We start from the raw sequence: 16803 nt of genomic DNA on the forward strand, positions 1-16803 counted from the left end.
TCCACCCCCGCGCCCAACAGCCCCCCCCGGGGGTGGCCGCCCCCGGCCCCAAACCCAGCTAGAGGAGCGGCCCGCGGGCTTGCCCGCCGGCCCCCCCCCCGGCATCGCTGCCGACGGGCGACGGGCTCTGCTGCCTGGCCCGGCGGACCGGGCGCAACGGATGCGTCAGGCGGAGAGCTCGGCGCGGCCCTTGCGACGGCGAGCGGCAAGGATGGCGCGGCCGGCGCGGGTGCGCATGCGGAGCCGGAAGCCGTGGGTCTTCGCACGACGGCGGTTGTTCGGCTGGAAAGTACGCTTGCTCACGAGTGGGCTCCAGGCTCAAGACGCATCCCCAGCACATGGGGACGCTCGACAGTGGCTGGCTTGCCGGATGCGGGGCATGCGAAATAGCCGCCGCGTGGCAAGCCGACCGTCGTACGTTACGGGGCAGGCGCGTCCCAGGTCAAACCGGAGAACATCCTGGAGCACGCGAATACAGGTTATCCACCTTTCCACAGGCACGTTTTCCACCGGCGCCCCGCCGTCCACAGGATGTGCACTCTGTCCCCCCCGTACTGCCACTAGGCTGTGGACAACGTCTTGTACACAGCTGTGGACAGGGCTACCCTCGGCCCTTCCAAACCCTCTCTCCACTGCGAGGACGCGTCGGACCGCGGGTAACAGACTGTGCACAGCCTGTGGATTCGGTGTGGATATCGAACGGTGCCCACGAAGGTGCCACGAGACGCCCGGCGTGTGGACAACGGCGAGATCCGGTGCTTCCGGCGGCCATCGATGTGGATAAACAGATCGCGGTAGGCCAGCGGGGGCCGCGTCGGGAGGAGGGGAGCCGAGCCATGGACGGAACGGACCTCAGCGCGGTCTGGGCGAGGGCGCTGGAGAACTCCCTGAACGAGAACGTCCCGTCTCAGCAGCGGGTCTGGCTCAACATGACCCGGCCCTTCGGCCTCATGAACGACACGGTGGTGCTCGCCGCACCCACGGATTTCGCCAGAGATGTTCTGGAGAACAAGCTTCGTCCGCTTATCAGTCACGCGCTCTCCCAGGAGTTCGGCCGCCCGATGCGGGTGGCGGTCATGGTCGACCCCAGCGCGGCGGGCCCCGAGCCTGGACTCGCCTCCCGCCAGGACCCTTATCCCCAGGCGCAACCGCAGGGTTATGCACAGGCCGGCGGGGCTCAGCAGGGTTATGCACAACCAGCCAATCCCCAGCACCACGGGGGTTCGGTGCCCCATCCCCCCTATCAGGGGGGTAACCCGGCCGCCCAGCCGTCCACCGAATATCCACAGGCCCAGCCGTTCTCCTACCCGTACCAGCAGGGCGAGGAATCCTCCCAGCCGTACCGCCCCTCGGAGCCGTCCCAGGCTCCCTCGCCGGGGGAACCGAGCCCCGGATACAACCGCGGCGGCTACACCGCGCCCTCGCCGCGTCCCGAGCCCGACTCCTTCGACCGCGGCGCGCCCGCGGTGCCCGGTGCGGGCGGCGTACCGAACAGGTGGGACAGCCGCGGGAGCCGGACGCAGGGCGAGCCCGCCCGGCTGAACCCGAAATACACCTTCGAGACCTTCGTCATCGGCTCCAGCAACCGTTTCGCCCACGCGGCCGCGGTCGCGGTGGCCGAGGCGCCCGCCAAGGCGTACAACCCGCTGTTCATCTACGGCGACTCGGGTCTGGGCAAGACCCACCTGCTGCACGCGATCGGCCACTACGCCCAGAGCCTGTACGACGGCGCGCGGGTGCGGTACGTGAGCTCCGAGGAGTTCACCAACGACTTCATCAACTCCATCCGCGACCACAAGGCCGACAACTTCCGGGGCCGCTACCGGGCCGTGGACATCCTGCTGGTGGACGACATCCAGTTCCTGGAGGGCAAGGAGCAGACGCAGGAGGAGTTCTTCCACACCTTCAACACCCTGCACAACTCCAACAAACAGATCGTCATCTCCAGCGACCGGGCGCCGAAGCAGCTGGTCACGCTGGAGGACCGGCTCCGCAACCGGTTCGAGTGGGGCCTGATCACCGACGTCCAGCCGCCCGAGCTGGAGACGCGCATCGCGATTCTGCGCAAGAAGGCGATCCAGGAGGGCCTGGCCGCGCCGCCCGAGGTGCTGGAGTACATCGCCAGCCGCATCTCCACCAACATCCGCGAGCTGGAGGGTGCCCTGATAAGGGTGACCGCGTTCGCCAGCCTCAACCGGCAGTCGGTCGATCTGCAGCTCACCGAGGTCGTGCTCAAGGACCTGATCACCGAGGACGCCGGGTCCGAGATAACGGTCGCCACGATCATGGCCTCCACCGCCGCCTACTTCGGCCTGTCGATCGACGACCTGTGCGGCGGGTCGCGTTCGCGCGTCCTGGTCACCGCCCGCCAGATCGCCATGTACCTGTGCCGGGAGCTGACCGACATGTCGCTCCCGAAGATCGGCCAGCAGTTCGGCGGCCGCGACCACACCACGGTCATGCACGCCGACCGGAAGATCCGCTCCCTGATGGCCGAGCGCCGCTCGATCTACAACCAGGTCAACGAACTCACCACCAGGATCAAGCAGCAGTCCCGCAATGGCTGAGGTTTTTCACCCCGTGATGCACAGGCTGTGGAAAACCTTGTGGATCAACGATTCGCGGGGGCGGGGAAGGCTCCGGGGCGTCCACCCATGATCATCAGCAAACGAGCCGGTCCGAACCCTGTTCTGGGACTGTGGACAACTCTGGGGAGAAGTTGGGGACAACCTGTGGGTAACCCGTGGACAACCTGGGGACGCCCTGTGAAGAGAGTTTTCCACAAGGACAAACCGACCTCACACCCGGTGGATAACCTGGGGAAACCTCGTGGATAACCGGTGGACAGAGCGCGCCGAATCTGGGGACGGCCTGTGGGTACTCCGCGGTTCTCCCCAGCCCCAAGAGTTGTCCACAGCGGGCGCCCACAGCCCCGGTGGATGAAAAAACCGCACTTGACCTGCGGAAACGATGGCTTTCCACAGTATCCACACCCCCTAATACGATGGCCACTTGTATCTCTACTAGGAAACCCAAGAGCCATAAGAGGGTTCCGGGAGAGCTCAGGCTCCAGACAGTGAACACTTGAACCCCAGGCACCGAGCGGACGGCGCTCGATACACAGGAGGCAGATCCACGTGATGTTCCGGGTCGACCGAGACGTGCTCGCTGAGGCGGTCGCATGGACGGCGCGCAGCCTGCCGGCGCGTCCCTCCGTGCCGGTGCTGGCCGGCATGCGTCTTGAGGTCACTGAGGACGGGCAACTCAAGCTCTCGGGCTTCGACTACGAGGTCTCCGCCGAGGTGACCCTCGAACTGCAGACGGGAGAGGCGGGCGTGGTGCTCGTCTCGGGCAGGCTGCTCGCCGAGATCACCAGGGCGCTCCCCGCGCAGCCTGTGGACTTCGTCGTGGAGGGCGCCAAGGCGGTCGTCACCTGTGGCAGCGCCCGGTTCACCCTCCTGACCATGCCTGTGGAGGACTATCCCTCGCTGCCGACCATGCCACCGGCCGCCGGCCGGGTGGGCAGCGACGTGTTCGCCTCCGCCGTCGGCCAGGTCGCCGTGGCCGCGGGCAAGGACGACACCCTGCCGATGCTCACCGGCGTGCGCGTGGAGATCGAGGGGGACACCGTCACCCTCGCGGCGACCGACCGTTACCGCCTCGCCGTGCGGGAGCTCAAGTGGCAGCCGGACCAGCCCGACTTCTCGGCGATCGCGATGATCCCGGGCAGGACCCTCGCGGACACGGCCAAGGCCCTGGGGGGCACCGGCGCCGAGGTCGAGATCGCGATGAGCTCCGCGGGGGGCACCGGTGAGGGCATGATCGGCTTCTCCAGCGCGGGGCGCCGCACCACCACCAGGCTGCTCGACCCCGAGTTCCCCAAGTACCGCTCGCTGCTGCCCACCGAGTTCTCCGCCCGCGCGCAGCTGCCGACGGCGGCCTTCGTCGAGGCCGTCAAGCGCGTGGCCCTGGTCGCCGAGCGCAACACGCCGGTACGGCTCGCCTTCCGCGGCGACGAGGTCGTCCTGGAGGCGGGCAGCGGTGACGAGGCGCAGGCCGTCGAGGTGCTCCCCGTCGAGTTCGAGGGCGAGGACATCAACATCGCCTTCAACCACCAGTTCCTGCTGGAGGGTCTTGGCGCGATCGACTCCGACGTGGCCCGCCTGCAGATGACCACGTCCACCAAGCCGGCCATCCTCACCGGTGGCAAGCCTGTGGACGACGGAGAGGTTCCCGACTACCGCTACCTGATCATGCCCATCCGGCTCTCCAGCTGATGGCGGGGGTGCCCCGCTCGGGCGCCCTGTGGCTCAAGGCGTGCCTGAACGGTGCCAGGAGGCCCGGCGACCACCCGGCCCTCCCCCTGGCCCCTCTGGAGCTCGCTGGGGCGGCCTGTGAGGCCCGTGAGGCGGGTGCGGACGCTGTGCACATGCATCCGCGCGACGAGGGCGGTAGCGAGTCGCTCAGCGCCGTCCACATCGGGGCGGCGGTGCGCGCGGTGCGCGCGGTGTGCCCCGGGCTCCCCGTGGGGGTGAGCACGGGGTTGTGGATAACCGGCGGGGACGTGGACGCGCGGCGCGCGGCCGTCCGAGGCTGGGCCGCGCTCGCCCCCGGCGACCTGCCGGACTTCGCGTCCGTGAATCTCTCGGAACCCGGCTTCCGGGACCTGTGGCATGATCTGCGGCGGCTCGGAGTGGACGTGGAGGCCGGGGTCTGGTCCACAGACGACGCCGACGCGCTCGCCGCGAGCGGACTGGAGTGCGCCCGGGTGCTCGTCGAGATCCTCGGTGGCCCCGCGGACACGGCCGTCCGCCGGGCGCGCGCGATCCTGGACCGCCTCGCCGAGCTCGGTGTACCGGGACCGCGGCTGCTCCACGGGGAGGAGGAGCCGACCTGGATTCTCCTGGACTTCGCGGGGCAGTCGGGGCTGGCCACGCGCATCGGCCTGGAGGACGTCCTCCACGGTCCGACGGGTGATCCGGTAGGCGGGAACCCCGAGCTGGTAAGGCTTGCGCGGGCACGTCTGACGTAGGTGAACGATGGAACCCTGAAGGGGGTACTCGCATGCAGATCGGCATGGTCGGGCTGGGCAAGATGGGCGGCAGGATGGCTGAGCGCCTGCGCCGTGGCGGCCACGAGGTCGTCGGTTACGACCGCGATCCCGCGGTCAGCGACGTCTCCGGCCTGGAGGAGCTCGCGGAGCGGCTCCAGACGCCGCGGACGGTGTGGGTCATGGTGCCCTCAGGGGAACCGACCCGGGCGACGATCGAGGCGCTCGGCGAGGTACTGGCCCCCGGCGACCTCCTCATCGACGGAGGCAACTCGCACTACGTCGACGACCAGAGGCACGGCGCCGCGCTCGCCGCGAAGGGCATCGGGTTCGTCGACTGCGGCGTGAGCGGTGGAGTCTGGGGGCTGGAGAACGGCTACGCGCTCATGGTCGGCGGCGACAGGGCCGACGTCGAGCGGGCGATGCCGATCTTCGAGACCCTCAAGCCCGAGGGCGAGGACGGCTTCGTCCATGCGGGCAGGATCGGTGCCGGTCACTTCGCCAAGATGGTCCACAACGGTATCGAGTACGGCATGATGCAGGCCTTCGCCGAGGGCTGGGAGCTGCTGGAGGCCGCCGACATCGTGACCGACGTGCCCGGCGCCTTCAAGAGCTGGCGGCAGGGCACCGTCATCCGCTCCTGGCTGCTCGACCTGATGGTCCGCGCACTTGAGGAGGACCCCGCTCTGGAGCAGCTCGAGGGCTACGCGCAGGACTCCGGCGAGGGCCGCTGGACGGTTCAGGCGGCCGTCGACCTCGCGGTCCCGCTGCCGGTCATCACCGCCGCCCTGTACGCCAGGTTCGCCTCCCGCCAGGACGACTCGCCGGCCATGAAGGTCGTCGCGGCCCTGCGCAACCAGTTCGGCGGCCACGCGGTCACCTCCAGGGCGGGCTCGGTGGCCAAGGGCGCCGACTCCCCCGGCGCCGACGTCATCCCCCCGGTCGAGGCGGCCGGCTAGCGCGGCGTTCCCCGTCCAAGGCGCGGACCCACCACCGCTCCCGGCTCGGCAGGGCCGCTCCGGCGGCCGCGGCCGCACGTTCGCGACCTCCGTCGTAGGGCTCGCGCCATACCTTTTCCACGGGGCGCGAGCCGTGCGGGCGCCGGAGGCCACGGTGATGGGCGGGGCCGACTAATCTTCCTGGGGTGCATGTCGCCCATCTCTCCCTGACCGACTTCCGGTCCTACGAAACCGTCGATCTCGGCATGGAGCCGGGGGTCACGGCCTTCGTCGGGCCCAACGGCATGGGAAAGACCAACCTGGTCGAGGCGCTGGGTTACGTGGCGACGCAGGCCAGCCACCGGGTCGCCGGCGACGGGCCGCTGGTCCGGCAGGGCGCGGCGCGGGCGATCGTACGCTCGGTGGTGGTCCGCGACGACCGGCGCGCGCTGATCGAGCTGGAGATCAACCCGGGCAGGGCCAACAGGGCCAGGCTGAACCGCTCGCCCGTCTCCCGCACGCGCGATGTCGTCGGCCTGCTGCGCACCGTCCTGTTCGCTCCTGAGGACCTCTCCATGGTCAAGGGCGACCCCTCCGAGCGGCGCCGGTTCCTCGACGATCTCCTGGTGGCCAGGGCGCCCAGGTTCGCGGGGGTGCGCGCCGACTACGACAGGGTGCTCAAGCAGCGCGGTGCCCTGCTGCGTACGGCCGCGCAGGCCCGGCGGGGGCGCGGCCGGAGCACCCGGCGGGCCGAGAGCGACGCGGCGTTCGCCGAGGCCGGGGCGGGGGACCCGCTGAGCACCCTTGAGGTCTGGGACGCCCACCTGGCCACGCACGGTGCCGAGCTGCTCGCGGCCAGGCTGGAACTGGTCGAGACGCTGCGCCCCCTGGTCGCCGCCTCGTACGCCTCTCTCGCACCCGACTCCGCCCCCGCGAGGCTGGAGTACCGCGGCACCCTGCCCGCGGACGCCGGCACCGACCGCGCCGAGCTGGCGGAGCGGCTGCGGGCCGGCCTGCTGGAGGTTCGCGCCGCCGAGCTCGAACGTGGCGTCACCCTGGTCGGCCCGCACCGCGACGACCTGTTCCTCGGGCTGGGGGAGCTGCCCGCGCGCGGCTACGCCAGCCACGGTGAGTCGTGGTCGTACGCGCTGGCGCTCAGACTGGCCGCCTACGACCTGCTCAGGGCCGACGGCGGCGACCCGGTCCTGATCCTGGACGACGTCTTCGCCGAGCTGGACAACAGGCGCCGGCGCCGGCTGGCCGAGATGGTCGCCCCCGCCGAGCAGGTGCTGATCACCGCCGCGGTCCCCGACGACGTGCCGAAGGAGCTGGCCGGAGGCCGGTTCGACGTGACAGAGGGAGGCGTGGTCCGTGCCCGATGACTCAGAGCCTGGATCGAGCGGTGGCGGGGCGGACGCCACGGCTCCCGGGTCGGCGAGAAGCGCGGCCGCCAAGGGGGCGGCGATGGCCAGGGAGAAGCTGGCCCAGGCCAAGTCGGACGCCGCCAGGCGAGGGCAGCTCCCCCGCAGGGAGCCGCGCCGCAGGGCGTCCGGGCCGCGCAGGGACGCGGGTGATCCCCAGCTCTTCGGCAGGGCCATCGCCGACCTGCTCGCCGATCGGGGCTGGCAGCAGCCCGCCGCGATCGGCGGGGTCTTCGGCCGCTGGCACGAGATCGTCGGCCCGGACATGGCGGCCCACACCAGGCCGGAGACCTTCGCGGAGGGCGAGGTCGTGGTCGTCGCGGACTCCACCGCCTGGGCCACCCAGGTGCGTCTGCTGGCAAGGACCCTGGTAAGAAGGTTGAATGAGGAGCTAGGGGACGGAACGGTGCAACGGGTCAAGGTCCGTGGACCGCAGAACGGCCCCCGCTCCAGCGGCGGTCTGCGCGTCACCGGAAGCCGCGGCCCGGGCGACACGTACGGCTGACTCGGCGCTCAGAAACGGATCAGTAGCCTTTCTGGCGCGACGAACCCCGCCCCCGTAGGGGGATGTTCAAGACGATGATCGTCACGCGACAGGCCATTCCAGGGGCCGTCAATGCCACATGATGTGCTCTGAGCCGCTAGAATGAAATCGAATTCCGGACACGTCCGTTTGCGTGTCACCCCCGGCGTGTGTGCCGGCTCCCCTGGGTGGACGCATCGGGGCATTCACGACGGTGACGGGCACGGTGGGGCTACACGTTTGTCTCCCTGCCGCGTGTCCGCGGCAGGAGGATTTCGCACTTGTCCTACGACGCTAGCTCAATCACTGTTCTCGAAGGACTTGAGGCGGTCCGTAAGCGCCCCGGCATGTACATCGGCTCCACCGGTGAGCGCGGTCTCCATCACCTCGTCTACGAGGTCGTCGACAACTCCGTCGACGAGGCCCTGGCCGGGCACGCCGACCGGATCGAGATCACCCTGCTCGCCGACAACGGCGTGCGGGTCGTCGACAACGGCCGAGGCATCCCGGTCGGCAACGTTCCCGGCGAGAACCGTCCCGCGGTCGAGGTCGTGCTGACCGTGCTGCACGCGGGCGGCAAGTTCGACGACAAGTCGTACGCGGTCTCCGGAGGACTGCACGGCGTGGGCGTCTCCGTCGTCAACGCGCTGTCCAGCAGGCTCGAGGTGGAGATCCGCACCGACGGCCACCACTGGCGGCAGACCTACGTCGACACCCGGCCGACGGCACCCCTGGCCAAGGGCGAGGAGACCGGCGAGACCGGCACCTCGATCACCTTCTGGGCCGACGGGACCATCTTCGAGACCACGACCTGGCACTTCGAGACTCTCGCGCGCCGCTTCCAGGAGATGGCCTTCCTCAACAAGGGCCTGACGATCTCCATCAGGGACGAGCGCCCCGACTTCATCGAGGATGACCCCAAAGAGGTCACCTACCACTACGAGGGCGGTCTGTCCGACTTCGTCAAGCACCTCAACTCCAAGAAGGAACCCACCCACGTATCGGTGATCGACTTCGAGGAGCACGGAGACGGCATCGCGGTCGAGATCGCGATGCAGTGGAACAACTCGTACAGCGAGTCGGTCTACACCTTCGCCAACACGATCAACACCGCGGAGGGCGGTACCCACGAGGAGGGCTTCCGCGCGGCGCTGACGTCCATCGTCAACCGCTACGCGCGCGAGCAGAAGTTCCTCAAGGATGGCAAGGACGACAACCTCGCGGGTGAGGACATCCGCGAGGGCCTCACCGCGATCATCTCGGTGAAGCTGGCCGACCCGCAGTTCGAGGGTCAGACCAAGACCAAGCTGGGCAACACCGAGGCCAAGTCGTTCGTCCAGAAGGCCTGCAACGACCACCTGCGCGACTGGTTCGAGCGCAACCCCGGTGAGGCCAAGGACATCATCACGAAGTCCCTGCAGGCCTCCCGCGCCCGCCTCGCGGCCCGTCAGGCCCGTGACCTGACCCGGCGCAAGTCGCTGCTGGAGTCGGGATCCGGTCTGCCGGGCAAGCTGGCCGACTGCCAGTGGAGCGATCCGGAGAAGTGCGAGCTGTACATCGTCGAGGGTGACTCGGCGGGCGGTTCGGCCAAGGGCGGGCGCGACTCCAAGTTCCAGGCGATCCTCCCGATCCGCGGCAAGATCCTCAACGTGGAGAAGGCCCGGATCGACAAGGTCCTGCAGAACCAGGAGGTCCAGGCGCTGATCACGGCCATGGGCACCGGTGTGCACGACGAGTTCGACATCACCAAGCTCCGCTACCACAAGCTCATCCTGATGGCGGACGCCGACGTCGACGGCCAGCACATCACGACCCTGCTGCTGACCCTGCTGTTCCGCTTCATGCGGCCGCTGATCGAGGCGGGGCACGTCTACCTCTCCCAGCCGCCGCTCTACAAGATCAAATGGGACAGGAAGGGTGAGGACGCCTCCTACGCCTACTCCGACCGCGAGCGCGACGTGGTCATCCAGGCCGGCATCGACGCGGGCAAGCCGGACCCCCGGCCCCGTGACAACGTGCAGCGCTTCAAGGGTCTGGGCGAGATGAACGCCGCCCAGCTCTGGGATACGACCATGAACCCCGACACCCGCCTGCTCCTGCAGGTCACCCTTGACGACGCGGCCCAGGCCGACGAGCTGTTCAGCGTGCTCATGGGTGAGGACGTCGAGGCGCGCCGCTCCTTCATCATCAGGAACGCCCGGGACGTCCGTTTCCTCGACGTGTAGCGGTAGCCGTACCAGAAAAGGATCTTGACCTGTGACGGAAGTCAACACTCCGCCCGGCCCTCCGGTAGACCGCGTCGAGCCGGTCGACATCCAGTCCGAGATGCAGCGCAGCTACATGGACTACGCGATGTCGGTCATCGTCTCGCGCGCGCTGCCGGACGTCCGCGACGGCATGAAGCCGGTGCACCGCCGGGTGCTGTACGCCATGTACGACGGCGGCTACCGGCCCGACCGCGGCTACTTCAAGTGCTCCCGCGTCGTCGGTGACGTCATGGGCTCCTACCACCCGCACGGCGACGCGTCGATCTACGCCACCGTGGTGCGGATGGCCCAGCACTGGGCGCTGCGCTACCCGCTGGTCGACGGGCAGGGCAACTTCGGCTCGCCGGGCAACGACCCGCCCGCGGCGATGCGCTACACCGAGTGCAAGCTCGCGCCCATCGCCATGGAGATGCTGCGCGACATCGACAAGGACACCGTCGATCTCATCCCCAACTACGACGGGCGCTCCCAGGAGCCGACGGTCCTGCCCTCGCGCTTCCCCAACCTGCTGGTCAACGGGGCGGCGGGCATCGCGGTCGGCATGGCCACCAACATCCCGCCGCACAACCTGCGGGAGGTGGCCGCGGGCATCGTCTGGTCCCTGCAGAACCCGGAGGCGACGGACGAGGAACTCCTCGAAGCGCTGATCGCCCGGGTCAAGGGGCCCGACTTCCCCACCGGCGCGCTGATCGTCGGCCGGCGCGGCATCGACGACGCGTACCGGACCGGCCGCGGTTCGATCACCATGCGGGCGATCGTCGAGGTCGAGGAGGACGCCAAGGGCCGCCAGTGCCTGGTCGTCACCGAGCTGCCCTACCAGGTCAACCCGGACAACCTCGCACTGACCATCGCCGAGTCGGTGAAGGACGGCCGGATCACCGGCATCGCCGACGTCCGCGACGAGAGCTCCTCGCGCGTCGGCCAGCGCCTGGTGATCGTGCTCAAGCGCGACGCGGTCGCCAAGGTCGTGCTGAACAACCTCTACAAGCACACCCAGCTGCAGACCACCTTCGGCGCCAACATGCTGGCCCTGGTCGACGGCGTGCCGCGCACGCTCAGGCTCGACCAGTTCGTCCGCCACTACGTGTCCCACCAGATCGAGGTCGTGGTCCGCCGGACCCGCTACCTGCTGCGCAAGGCCGAGGAGCGGGCGCACATCCTGCGCGCGCTGCTCAAGGCACTCGACCGGATGGACGAGGTCATCGCGCTGATCCGGCGGTCGCCCTCGGCGTCCGCCGCGCAGGGCGGCCTGATGACGCTCCTGGAGATCGACGAGATCCAGGCGCAGGCCATCCTCGACATGCAGCTGCGCAAGCTGGCCGCTCTGGAGCGCCAGCAGATCACCGACGAGTACGACGCGCTGATGGCGCAGATCACCGAGTACCAGGCGATCCTCGCCTCGCCCGAGCGGCAGCGCACGATCGTCCAGGACGAGCTCTCCGAGCTCACCGCGCGGTATGGCGACGAGCGCAGGACCGAGATCATCGCCTACGAGGGCGACATGTCCATCGAGGACCTCCTCGCCGAGGAGGACATGGTCGTCACGATCACCCGCGGTGGCTACGCCAAGCGAACCAACACAGATCTTTACCGGGCGCAGAAGCGCGGCGGCAAGGGTGTGCGGGGTGCGCAGCTGCGCCAGGACGACATCGTCGACCACTTCTTCGTCACCACGACACACCACTGGCTGCTGTTCTTCACGAACAAGGGCCGCGTCTACCGGGTCAAGGCGTACGAGCTCCCCGACTCGGGCCGCGACGCGCGCGGGCAGCACCTGGCGAACCTGCTGGCCATGCAGCCGGACGAGGTCGTCATGGAGGTCCTGGACCTGCGTGACTACGACGTCGCCCCCTACCTCGTGCTGGCCACCCGCAGCGGCCTGGTGAAGAAGACACGCCTGTCCGAGTACGACTCGCCGCGCACGGGTGGCCTCATCGCGATCAACCTGCGCGAAGATGACGAGGTGATCGCCGCCAGGCTCGTGTCGGAGGAGGACGACCTCCTGCTCGTCTCCCGCGGTGCCCAGTCCATCCGCTTCACGGCCTCCGACGAGGCCATGCGCCCGATGGGCAGGGCGACCAGCGGTGTGATCGGCATGCGCTTCCTTGAGGGCGACGAGCTCCTGGCGATGAACCGGATCGCCGACGGCGACAACGTGCTCATCGCCACCGAGGGCGGATACGCCAAGCGCACCCCCGTGGATCAGTACCCGATCCAGGGAAGGGGTGGAAAGGGCGTCCTGACCGCCAAGATCGTTAGTGCCCGTGGCAAGCTGGTTGGCGCGGTCATGGTCAGGCCCGAGGACGAGGTTTTCGCGATCACGTCCGCCGGAGGGGTTATCCGGACGAGCGCCGGGGAGATCAAGCAGTCGGGCCGCCAGACGATGGGGGTTCGACTGATGAATCTCGCAGAGGGGGACAGCGTCGTGGCTCTGGCCCGCAACGCGGAGTCGTTGGAGACCGAGGAAAACGCCGAGGTGTCGGTGGAGACCGAGGAGAACGGGGAAGGAGATAACCCGTGAGTTCTCAGGGCGAGCCGGGCTCGCGCCCCGCCTCCTCGTCGACACGCGACCAGGTGACGGAGAAAATAGACAAGACCGCTGAAACGAAAGACGTCGAGGCGGCCTCGTCACCGGTTAACGGTAGCGCGCCCGCGCCGGAAACCGATGAATCGGTAGCCGACGACCCCAAGGGCAGGAAAAAAGTGACGACCACAGAGGATGGCAAGCAGGCCGAGACCACGGTGCGGATCCGTCCAGGGTCTCCACCTCCATCCGCACCGCCGTTACAGTCACCCTCACCGCCTCCGCCGGCGGCGGGGCAGCAGAACCGTCCACCGGCGGGGCAGCAGCCCTGGTCGCCCGGAAGCCTGTCGTCGCCCCAACCGCCGCTGGACGCGCCTGGCAGGAAGCCCTCGGACATCCCCGCTCCCAGGTCGCCCCGTAAGGCGCACCTGGTGCTGCGCAGGGTCGAGCCGTGGTCGGCCATGAAGTTCAGCTTCGTGGTGTCACTGGTCTGCTTCGTGGTGCTGTTCATCGCGGTCGCGGTGCTCTACATGGTGCTGTCGGGGCTGGGGGTGTTCGACAACATCATCCAGACGGTCAACCAGCTGACGACCGCCGACGGCAAGGCCACCAGTGGCGTCGACGTCGCCTCCTGGTTCGAGCCGGTCCGCATCCTGGGCTACACCGCCCTGATCGGCGCGGTGAACGTCGTGCTGATCACCGCACTCTCCACTCTCGGTGCGGTGATCTACAACGTCGCCTCCGATCTGGTCGGAGGCGTGGAGGTCACTTTCAGCGAGGCCGAGTAACCGATCTTGAGTCATGTTCCCGTCCTTCCGCGGTCGGGGACATGGCGCAAGCAGGTGCCGGAACAGGGTAAGCTTTTCCCAGTTCGAACGGACGGGTTCGCCTCCGCGAAGCGGGTGCGGGGCCGTTCGTGCGCGCTGAGGGGCTATAGCTCAGACGGTTAGAGCGCTTCCCTGATAAGGAAGAGGTCCCAGGTTCAAGTCCTGGTAGCCCCACCTCGATAAATGCCCCGAAGCGATCAAGCTTCGGGGTTTTTGCTGCAACGGCCTCACTCGAACAGTCCGTTGACCTTCTTGAGGGCGTCTTGGCGGCTCTCGCCGTCTCCGTGCGGGTAGATCTCCATCATGACCAGGATCCGGCTGTGCCTGAGGATCTCCATTGCGTCACGTGGCGCGACCCCCAGTTTCTTGAGCAGCGACGCGGGGGTGTGCCGCAGGTCGTGAACGTGGATCGGCCGCAGTTTGTTCGCCGCCACGATCCGGGCGAAGGACCGGGCGAGGTTACGCGGCTCGATCGGCCGCCCCGACTTGGTGGTGAACACAAGCCCGGTGTCCCCCAGTGCTTGCTCGCCTCCTCTTCGCGGATCTTCTGCCCGCCCCGCTGGGAAGCGCGGGTGTTCGCGGTATTTCGGGGGAGAAACGCGTGAACCCACACGCCTTCCGCAGCTCATGGCAGCGGGGCGTGCGGGTTACCGGAATCCGAGCCGGTGTCCTGCTATCGGTCGCAGGGCTTCACGGCTACTGCCGCGTCAACCTGCGGTAGATGAGCCGCTGCCTTGACCAAGGGCAGGCGAACTCCTCGGCGCCACCGGGCAGGTTTCCTCCGCGGGTAGGCCGCGGAGCTATGCGCCGTTCTGCCTGGCTGGGGAGCGAACGGCGCATCGGCTTCCGCGCCGTCGTGACGGCTGCAGCGAGTCCGTTGCGGTCTTAGCCGTCCTGGCCGGCGGGGATGAAGTTCGCGTATTCCTCGATGCGGGTGATCAGGCTGGCGTCGTCGAAGCGGAAGTACACCGCGGCGTGCACCTCGCCGCGCATGCCGTTCTTGGTGGCCACGTGCACGACGTGCTGCTGGAGGACTTCGCCGGACTGGGAGAGTTGGCGGGTGATGTCGTAGCGCATCGATTCCATGGTGTGGATCTGCCCCCTCATCCCCTCGATGTTCTCTTCGATGGTCTCCTCGCCCTTGCCGTCGTTGTGCCAGACGGTCGCGGTGTCGGCGCACATGGCGCGGGCGGTGTCCCAGTCAGCCGTCTCCAGTGCGCGGAGGTAGGTGACGGCCTTGTCCTTGAGGTTCTGGCTCATGGTGTTGCTTCTTTCTGTACGTGCGGGTTGCTGAGGTGGTGGGGGGTCAGTTCTGGTCTGTCTTGTCGTGGATCAGGGAGCGTTCGCCGGCCTCGACGCGCATGGGCAGGTGGTTGCCGGGCGGTGAGAGGGGGCAGACGAAGACGGCCGGGTTCAGGTGGTGGTGGGAAAGGGTTGCCTGGTTGAAGTCGACCGGCAGAGTGCTGCCGGGCTCGAGCAGGGGCAACGAGAGCCAGCGGCCGATCTCGGGTGTCTCGTTGCCGTTGGTCTCGTCGGTGAACACCACCAGGCGCTGGCCGGGGAAGTCCTGGAGGACAGCCAGTACGTATTCGGTGCCGTTGATGGTCACGGCCAGGTCGACCGGGGCCAGCATGGCCTCGGTGCTGCGCGGGACGGTCAGCCGCCGAACCTCGATGCGGCGGCCCTCGGGAGCCGCCCGGTACTGGCCTTCGAACACCCACGAGGAGTCGTAGGGGAAGGTGTCGATACCGCTGAGACCGGAGCGCTCGACGGCCCCGTTGTCCATGACCACCAGGCCGTAGTAGCCGTCGGCACCACCGGCGAAGCCGACGCGGTCGTCGGGGAATCGCAGTGAGCAGCCCGAGGGTACTTGCGCTGTTCCATCGACCGTCGTGCCGTCGATCGTCACGCCGTCCGCGGCCGTGGCCGTCACGGTCAGTGCGCCGGCTTCATTGGTGCTCCACTTCCCAGGGACGCCGGGGAAGGTGTGGGTGTCACGGTCGGTGATCTTGCCGTTGGCGATGACCTTGGCCTTGCCGTTCGGGCCGGCGACCTCTTCCCACCGGTCCTTGCGCCACGCTTGGTATTCGGCGGGAACGCCGTCTGCGGTGCTGGTTCCGGCTGTGGCCTGCCGACCAGAGGGGGACTGCAGTGCAGTCATCGAAGTGCTCCTTTCCTCCGTCGCGAACGCGCCAAGATGGATGGTTCGCGACGGTGTCTGCGCAGAGAGGCTGCGCGGGCTCAACACCCAACCTACAAAGCTCATGCTTTATAGGCATCATGTGTTGCGTATAAGGCAAGAAGTTGGGTGCTGATGCTGCCTGGCGGGCAACCTGCGTGGAGATTGCAGATCAGCTGAGGCGTGCGGCCCAGACGGTGCGTTCGGTGCGTACCGAGAGGTCGTCGCGGTGCAGGATGCTGTGAGGGCTGTCTGTGTCGAGCAGCCGGTCGAGCGCGGCGAGATCTGCGGCCGGAAGCGCTTGTGCGGCGGCACCGCGGATGCGTAGCAGACTGCTGAGTGCGTAGCGGCCGATGGCCTCGTTGTGGGAGCCTTCGATGTTCACGGCGATGGTGCGCTCGCCTTCGAGGGTGAACCCGGCGGCGATCAGCATCGGCCCCCAGTCGGCGCCGCGGTGGGGCACGTGTTCGGCGTGGAAGTGCTCGGTCGCGGCGTGGCAGCGGTCTTCCAGGCCGGGCCGGTCCTCCGGGGCATTCTCGGGCAGGAAACGGGGGAATCCGGCCAGCTCGACGACGGCGAACAGGCCGCCGGGCGCGAGCATGTCGTGGACGTTGCGCAGTGCGCGGCCAGGGTCGGCCATGTGGTGCATCGAGGCCGAGGCCCAGACCAGGTCCGGCGTGCCGAGGTCGGGCCAGTCGGTGGCGTCGAGGTCGGCCTGCACGGTGCGCACACGGTCATCCGCATTCTGGGCGCATGCCTTCTGCCGCAGGCGCTGCAGGTGTCCGGGCGAGGCGTCGACGGCTGTGACGTGTGCCTCGGGGAAGCGGTCGAGGAGGGCGAAGGTGCCCGCTCCGGTGCCGGAGCCCAGGTCCACGATATGGCGCGGGCTGGTCTTCAGGGGCAGCCATGCGGTGATGGATGCGATGTGCTCGCCGAGGACTTCCGCGTCCAGGTCGAGGATCTCCGCCTGGCCGGCGTCGTCCTGCTGGTGGTGGCCGTGCTGGGCGGAGTGGTGGGGGGTGTGCGGGTGTGCGTGGGTCATGCCGTCACCGTAAGGCGGGTTTGCTTACCCGG

Annotated in this window: 14 protein-coding genes and 1 tRNA gene; 10 read left to right on the forward strand and 5 right to left on the reverse strand. The window is 68.5% G+C overall.

What is annotated here, in order from left to right; genetic code table 11:
* Positions 1-165: 165 nt before the first annotated feature.
* The gene (rpmH, locus tag ABZ260_RS27930; protein ID WP_010849920.1) at positions 166-303 is read right to left on the reverse strand and encodes a 50S ribosomal protein L34; all 138 of its coding nucleotides are present in this window, start codon (positions 301-303) and stop codon (positions 166-168) included.
* Positions 304-836: 533 nt separating this feature from the next.
* Here rpmH and dnaA point away from each other — a divergent pair.
* The 10 genes from dnaA to ABZ260_RS27980 all read left to right on the forward strand — a co-directional run bounded on the left by dnaA (position 837) and on the right by ABZ260_RS27980 (position 13724).
* Positions 837-2567 (forward strand): chromosomal replication initiator protein DnaA, encoded by a 1731-nt coding sequence (gene dnaA / locus ABZ260_RS27935; protein WP_355623539.1) that lies wholly within the window; start codon positions 837-839, stop codon positions 2565-2567.
* 570 nt (positions 2568-3137) lie between these two features.
* Positions 3138-4277 carry a DNA polymerase III subunit beta gene (gene dnaN, locus ABZ260_RS27940; protein ID WP_350913734.1) on the forward strand — a complete coding sequence of 380 codons (1140 nt, stop codon included), beginning with the start codon at positions 3138-3140 and terminating at the stop codon, positions 4275-4277.
* Positions 4277-5032 (forward strand): 3-keto-5-aminohexanoate cleavage protein, encoded by a 756-nt coding sequence (locus ABZ260_RS27945; RefSeq protein ID WP_355623543.1) that lies wholly within the window; start codon positions 4277-4279, stop codon positions 5030-5032. The genes dnaN and ABZ260_RS27945 overlap by 1 nt, the downstream gene beginning before the upstream one ends.
* 32 nt (positions 5033-5064) lie before the next feature.
* Positions 5065-6009 (forward strand): phosphogluconate dehydrogenase (NAD(+)-dependent, decarboxylating), encoded by a 945-nt coding sequence (gnd, locus tag ABZ260_RS27950; protein WP_355623546.1) that lies wholly within the window; start codon positions 5065-5067, stop codon positions 6007-6009.
* A 185-nt stretch (positions 6010-6194) separates the two neighbouring features.
* On the forward strand, positions 6195-7370 hold the full coding sequence (gene recF / locus ABZ260_RS27955; protein ID WP_355555182.1) for a DNA replication/repair protein RecF: 1176 nt from the start codon (positions 6195-6197) through the stop codon (positions 7368-7370).
* Positions 7360-7914, forward strand: a complete 555-nt coding sequence (locus ABZ260_RS27960) for a DciA family protein (protein ID WP_355623549.1) — start codon at positions 7360-7362, stop codon at positions 7912-7914. The genes recF and ABZ260_RS27960 overlap by 11 nt, the downstream gene beginning before the upstream one ends.
* A 299-nt stretch (positions 7915-8213) precedes the next feature.
* A complete protein-coding gene (gyrB, locus tag ABZ260_RS27965; RefSeq protein ID WP_355623552.1) occupies positions 8214-10157 on the forward strand; it encodes a DNA topoisomerase (ATP-hydrolyzing) subunit B in 1944 nt (647 codons plus the stop codon).
* Positions 10158-10188: 31 nt separating this feature from the next.
* Positions 10189-12720: a DNA gyrase subunit A gene (gene gyrA, locus ABZ260_RS27970; protein ID WP_355623555.1), complete on the forward strand. Its 2532-nt coding sequence runs from the start codon at positions 10189-10191 to the stop codon at positions 12718-12720.
* A 221-nt stretch (positions 12721-12941) separates the two neighbouring features.
* Positions 12942-13511, forward strand: coding sequence for a DUF3566 domain-containing protein (locus ABZ260_RS27975; RefSeq protein ID WP_355623570.1), 570 nt, complete (start codon positions 12942-12944; stop codon positions 13509-13511).
* Between the two features lie 139 nt (positions 13512-13650).
* A tRNA-Ile gene (locus tag ABZ260_RS27980) sits at positions 13651-13724 on the forward strand.
* Between the two features lie 53 nt (positions 13725-13777).
* Here ABZ260_RS27980 and ABZ260_RS27985 read toward each other — a convergent pair.
* From ABZ260_RS27985 to ABZ260_RS28000, 4 genes are all read right to left on the reverse strand, one after another.
* A complete protein-coding gene (locus tag ABZ260_RS27985; protein ID WP_355623558.1) occupies positions 13778-14050 on the reverse strand; it encodes a tyrosine-type recombinase/integrase in 273 nt (90 codons plus the stop codon).
* 385 nt (positions 14051-14435) lie between these two features.
* The gene (locus ABZ260_RS27990) at positions 14436-14810 is read right to left on the reverse strand and encodes a nuclear transport factor 2 family protein (RefSeq protein ID WP_355623561.1); all 375 of its coding nucleotides are present in this window, start codon (positions 14808-14810) and stop codon (positions 14436-14438) included.
* A 46-nt stretch (positions 14811-14856) separates the two neighbouring features.
* On the reverse strand, positions 14857-15711 hold the full coding sequence (locus tag ABZ260_RS27995; protein WP_355623564.1) for a DUF1684 domain-containing protein: 855 nt from the start codon (positions 15709-15711) through the stop codon (positions 14857-14859).
* Positions 15712-15901: 190 nt separating this feature from the next.
* Positions 15902-16771, reverse strand: coding sequence for a class I SAM-dependent methyltransferase (locus tag ABZ260_RS28000; protein WP_355623567.1), 870 nt, complete (start codon positions 16769-16771; stop codon positions 15902-15904).
* Between the last annotated feature and the right edge of the window lie 32 nt (positions 16772-16803).

It is taken from the genome of Streptosporangium sp. NPDC006013 (assembly GCF_040614275.1).
In the GTDB taxonomy this organism is placed as follows: Bacteria; Actinomycetota; Actinomycetes; order Streptosporangiales; family Streptosporangiaceae; genus Streptosporangium.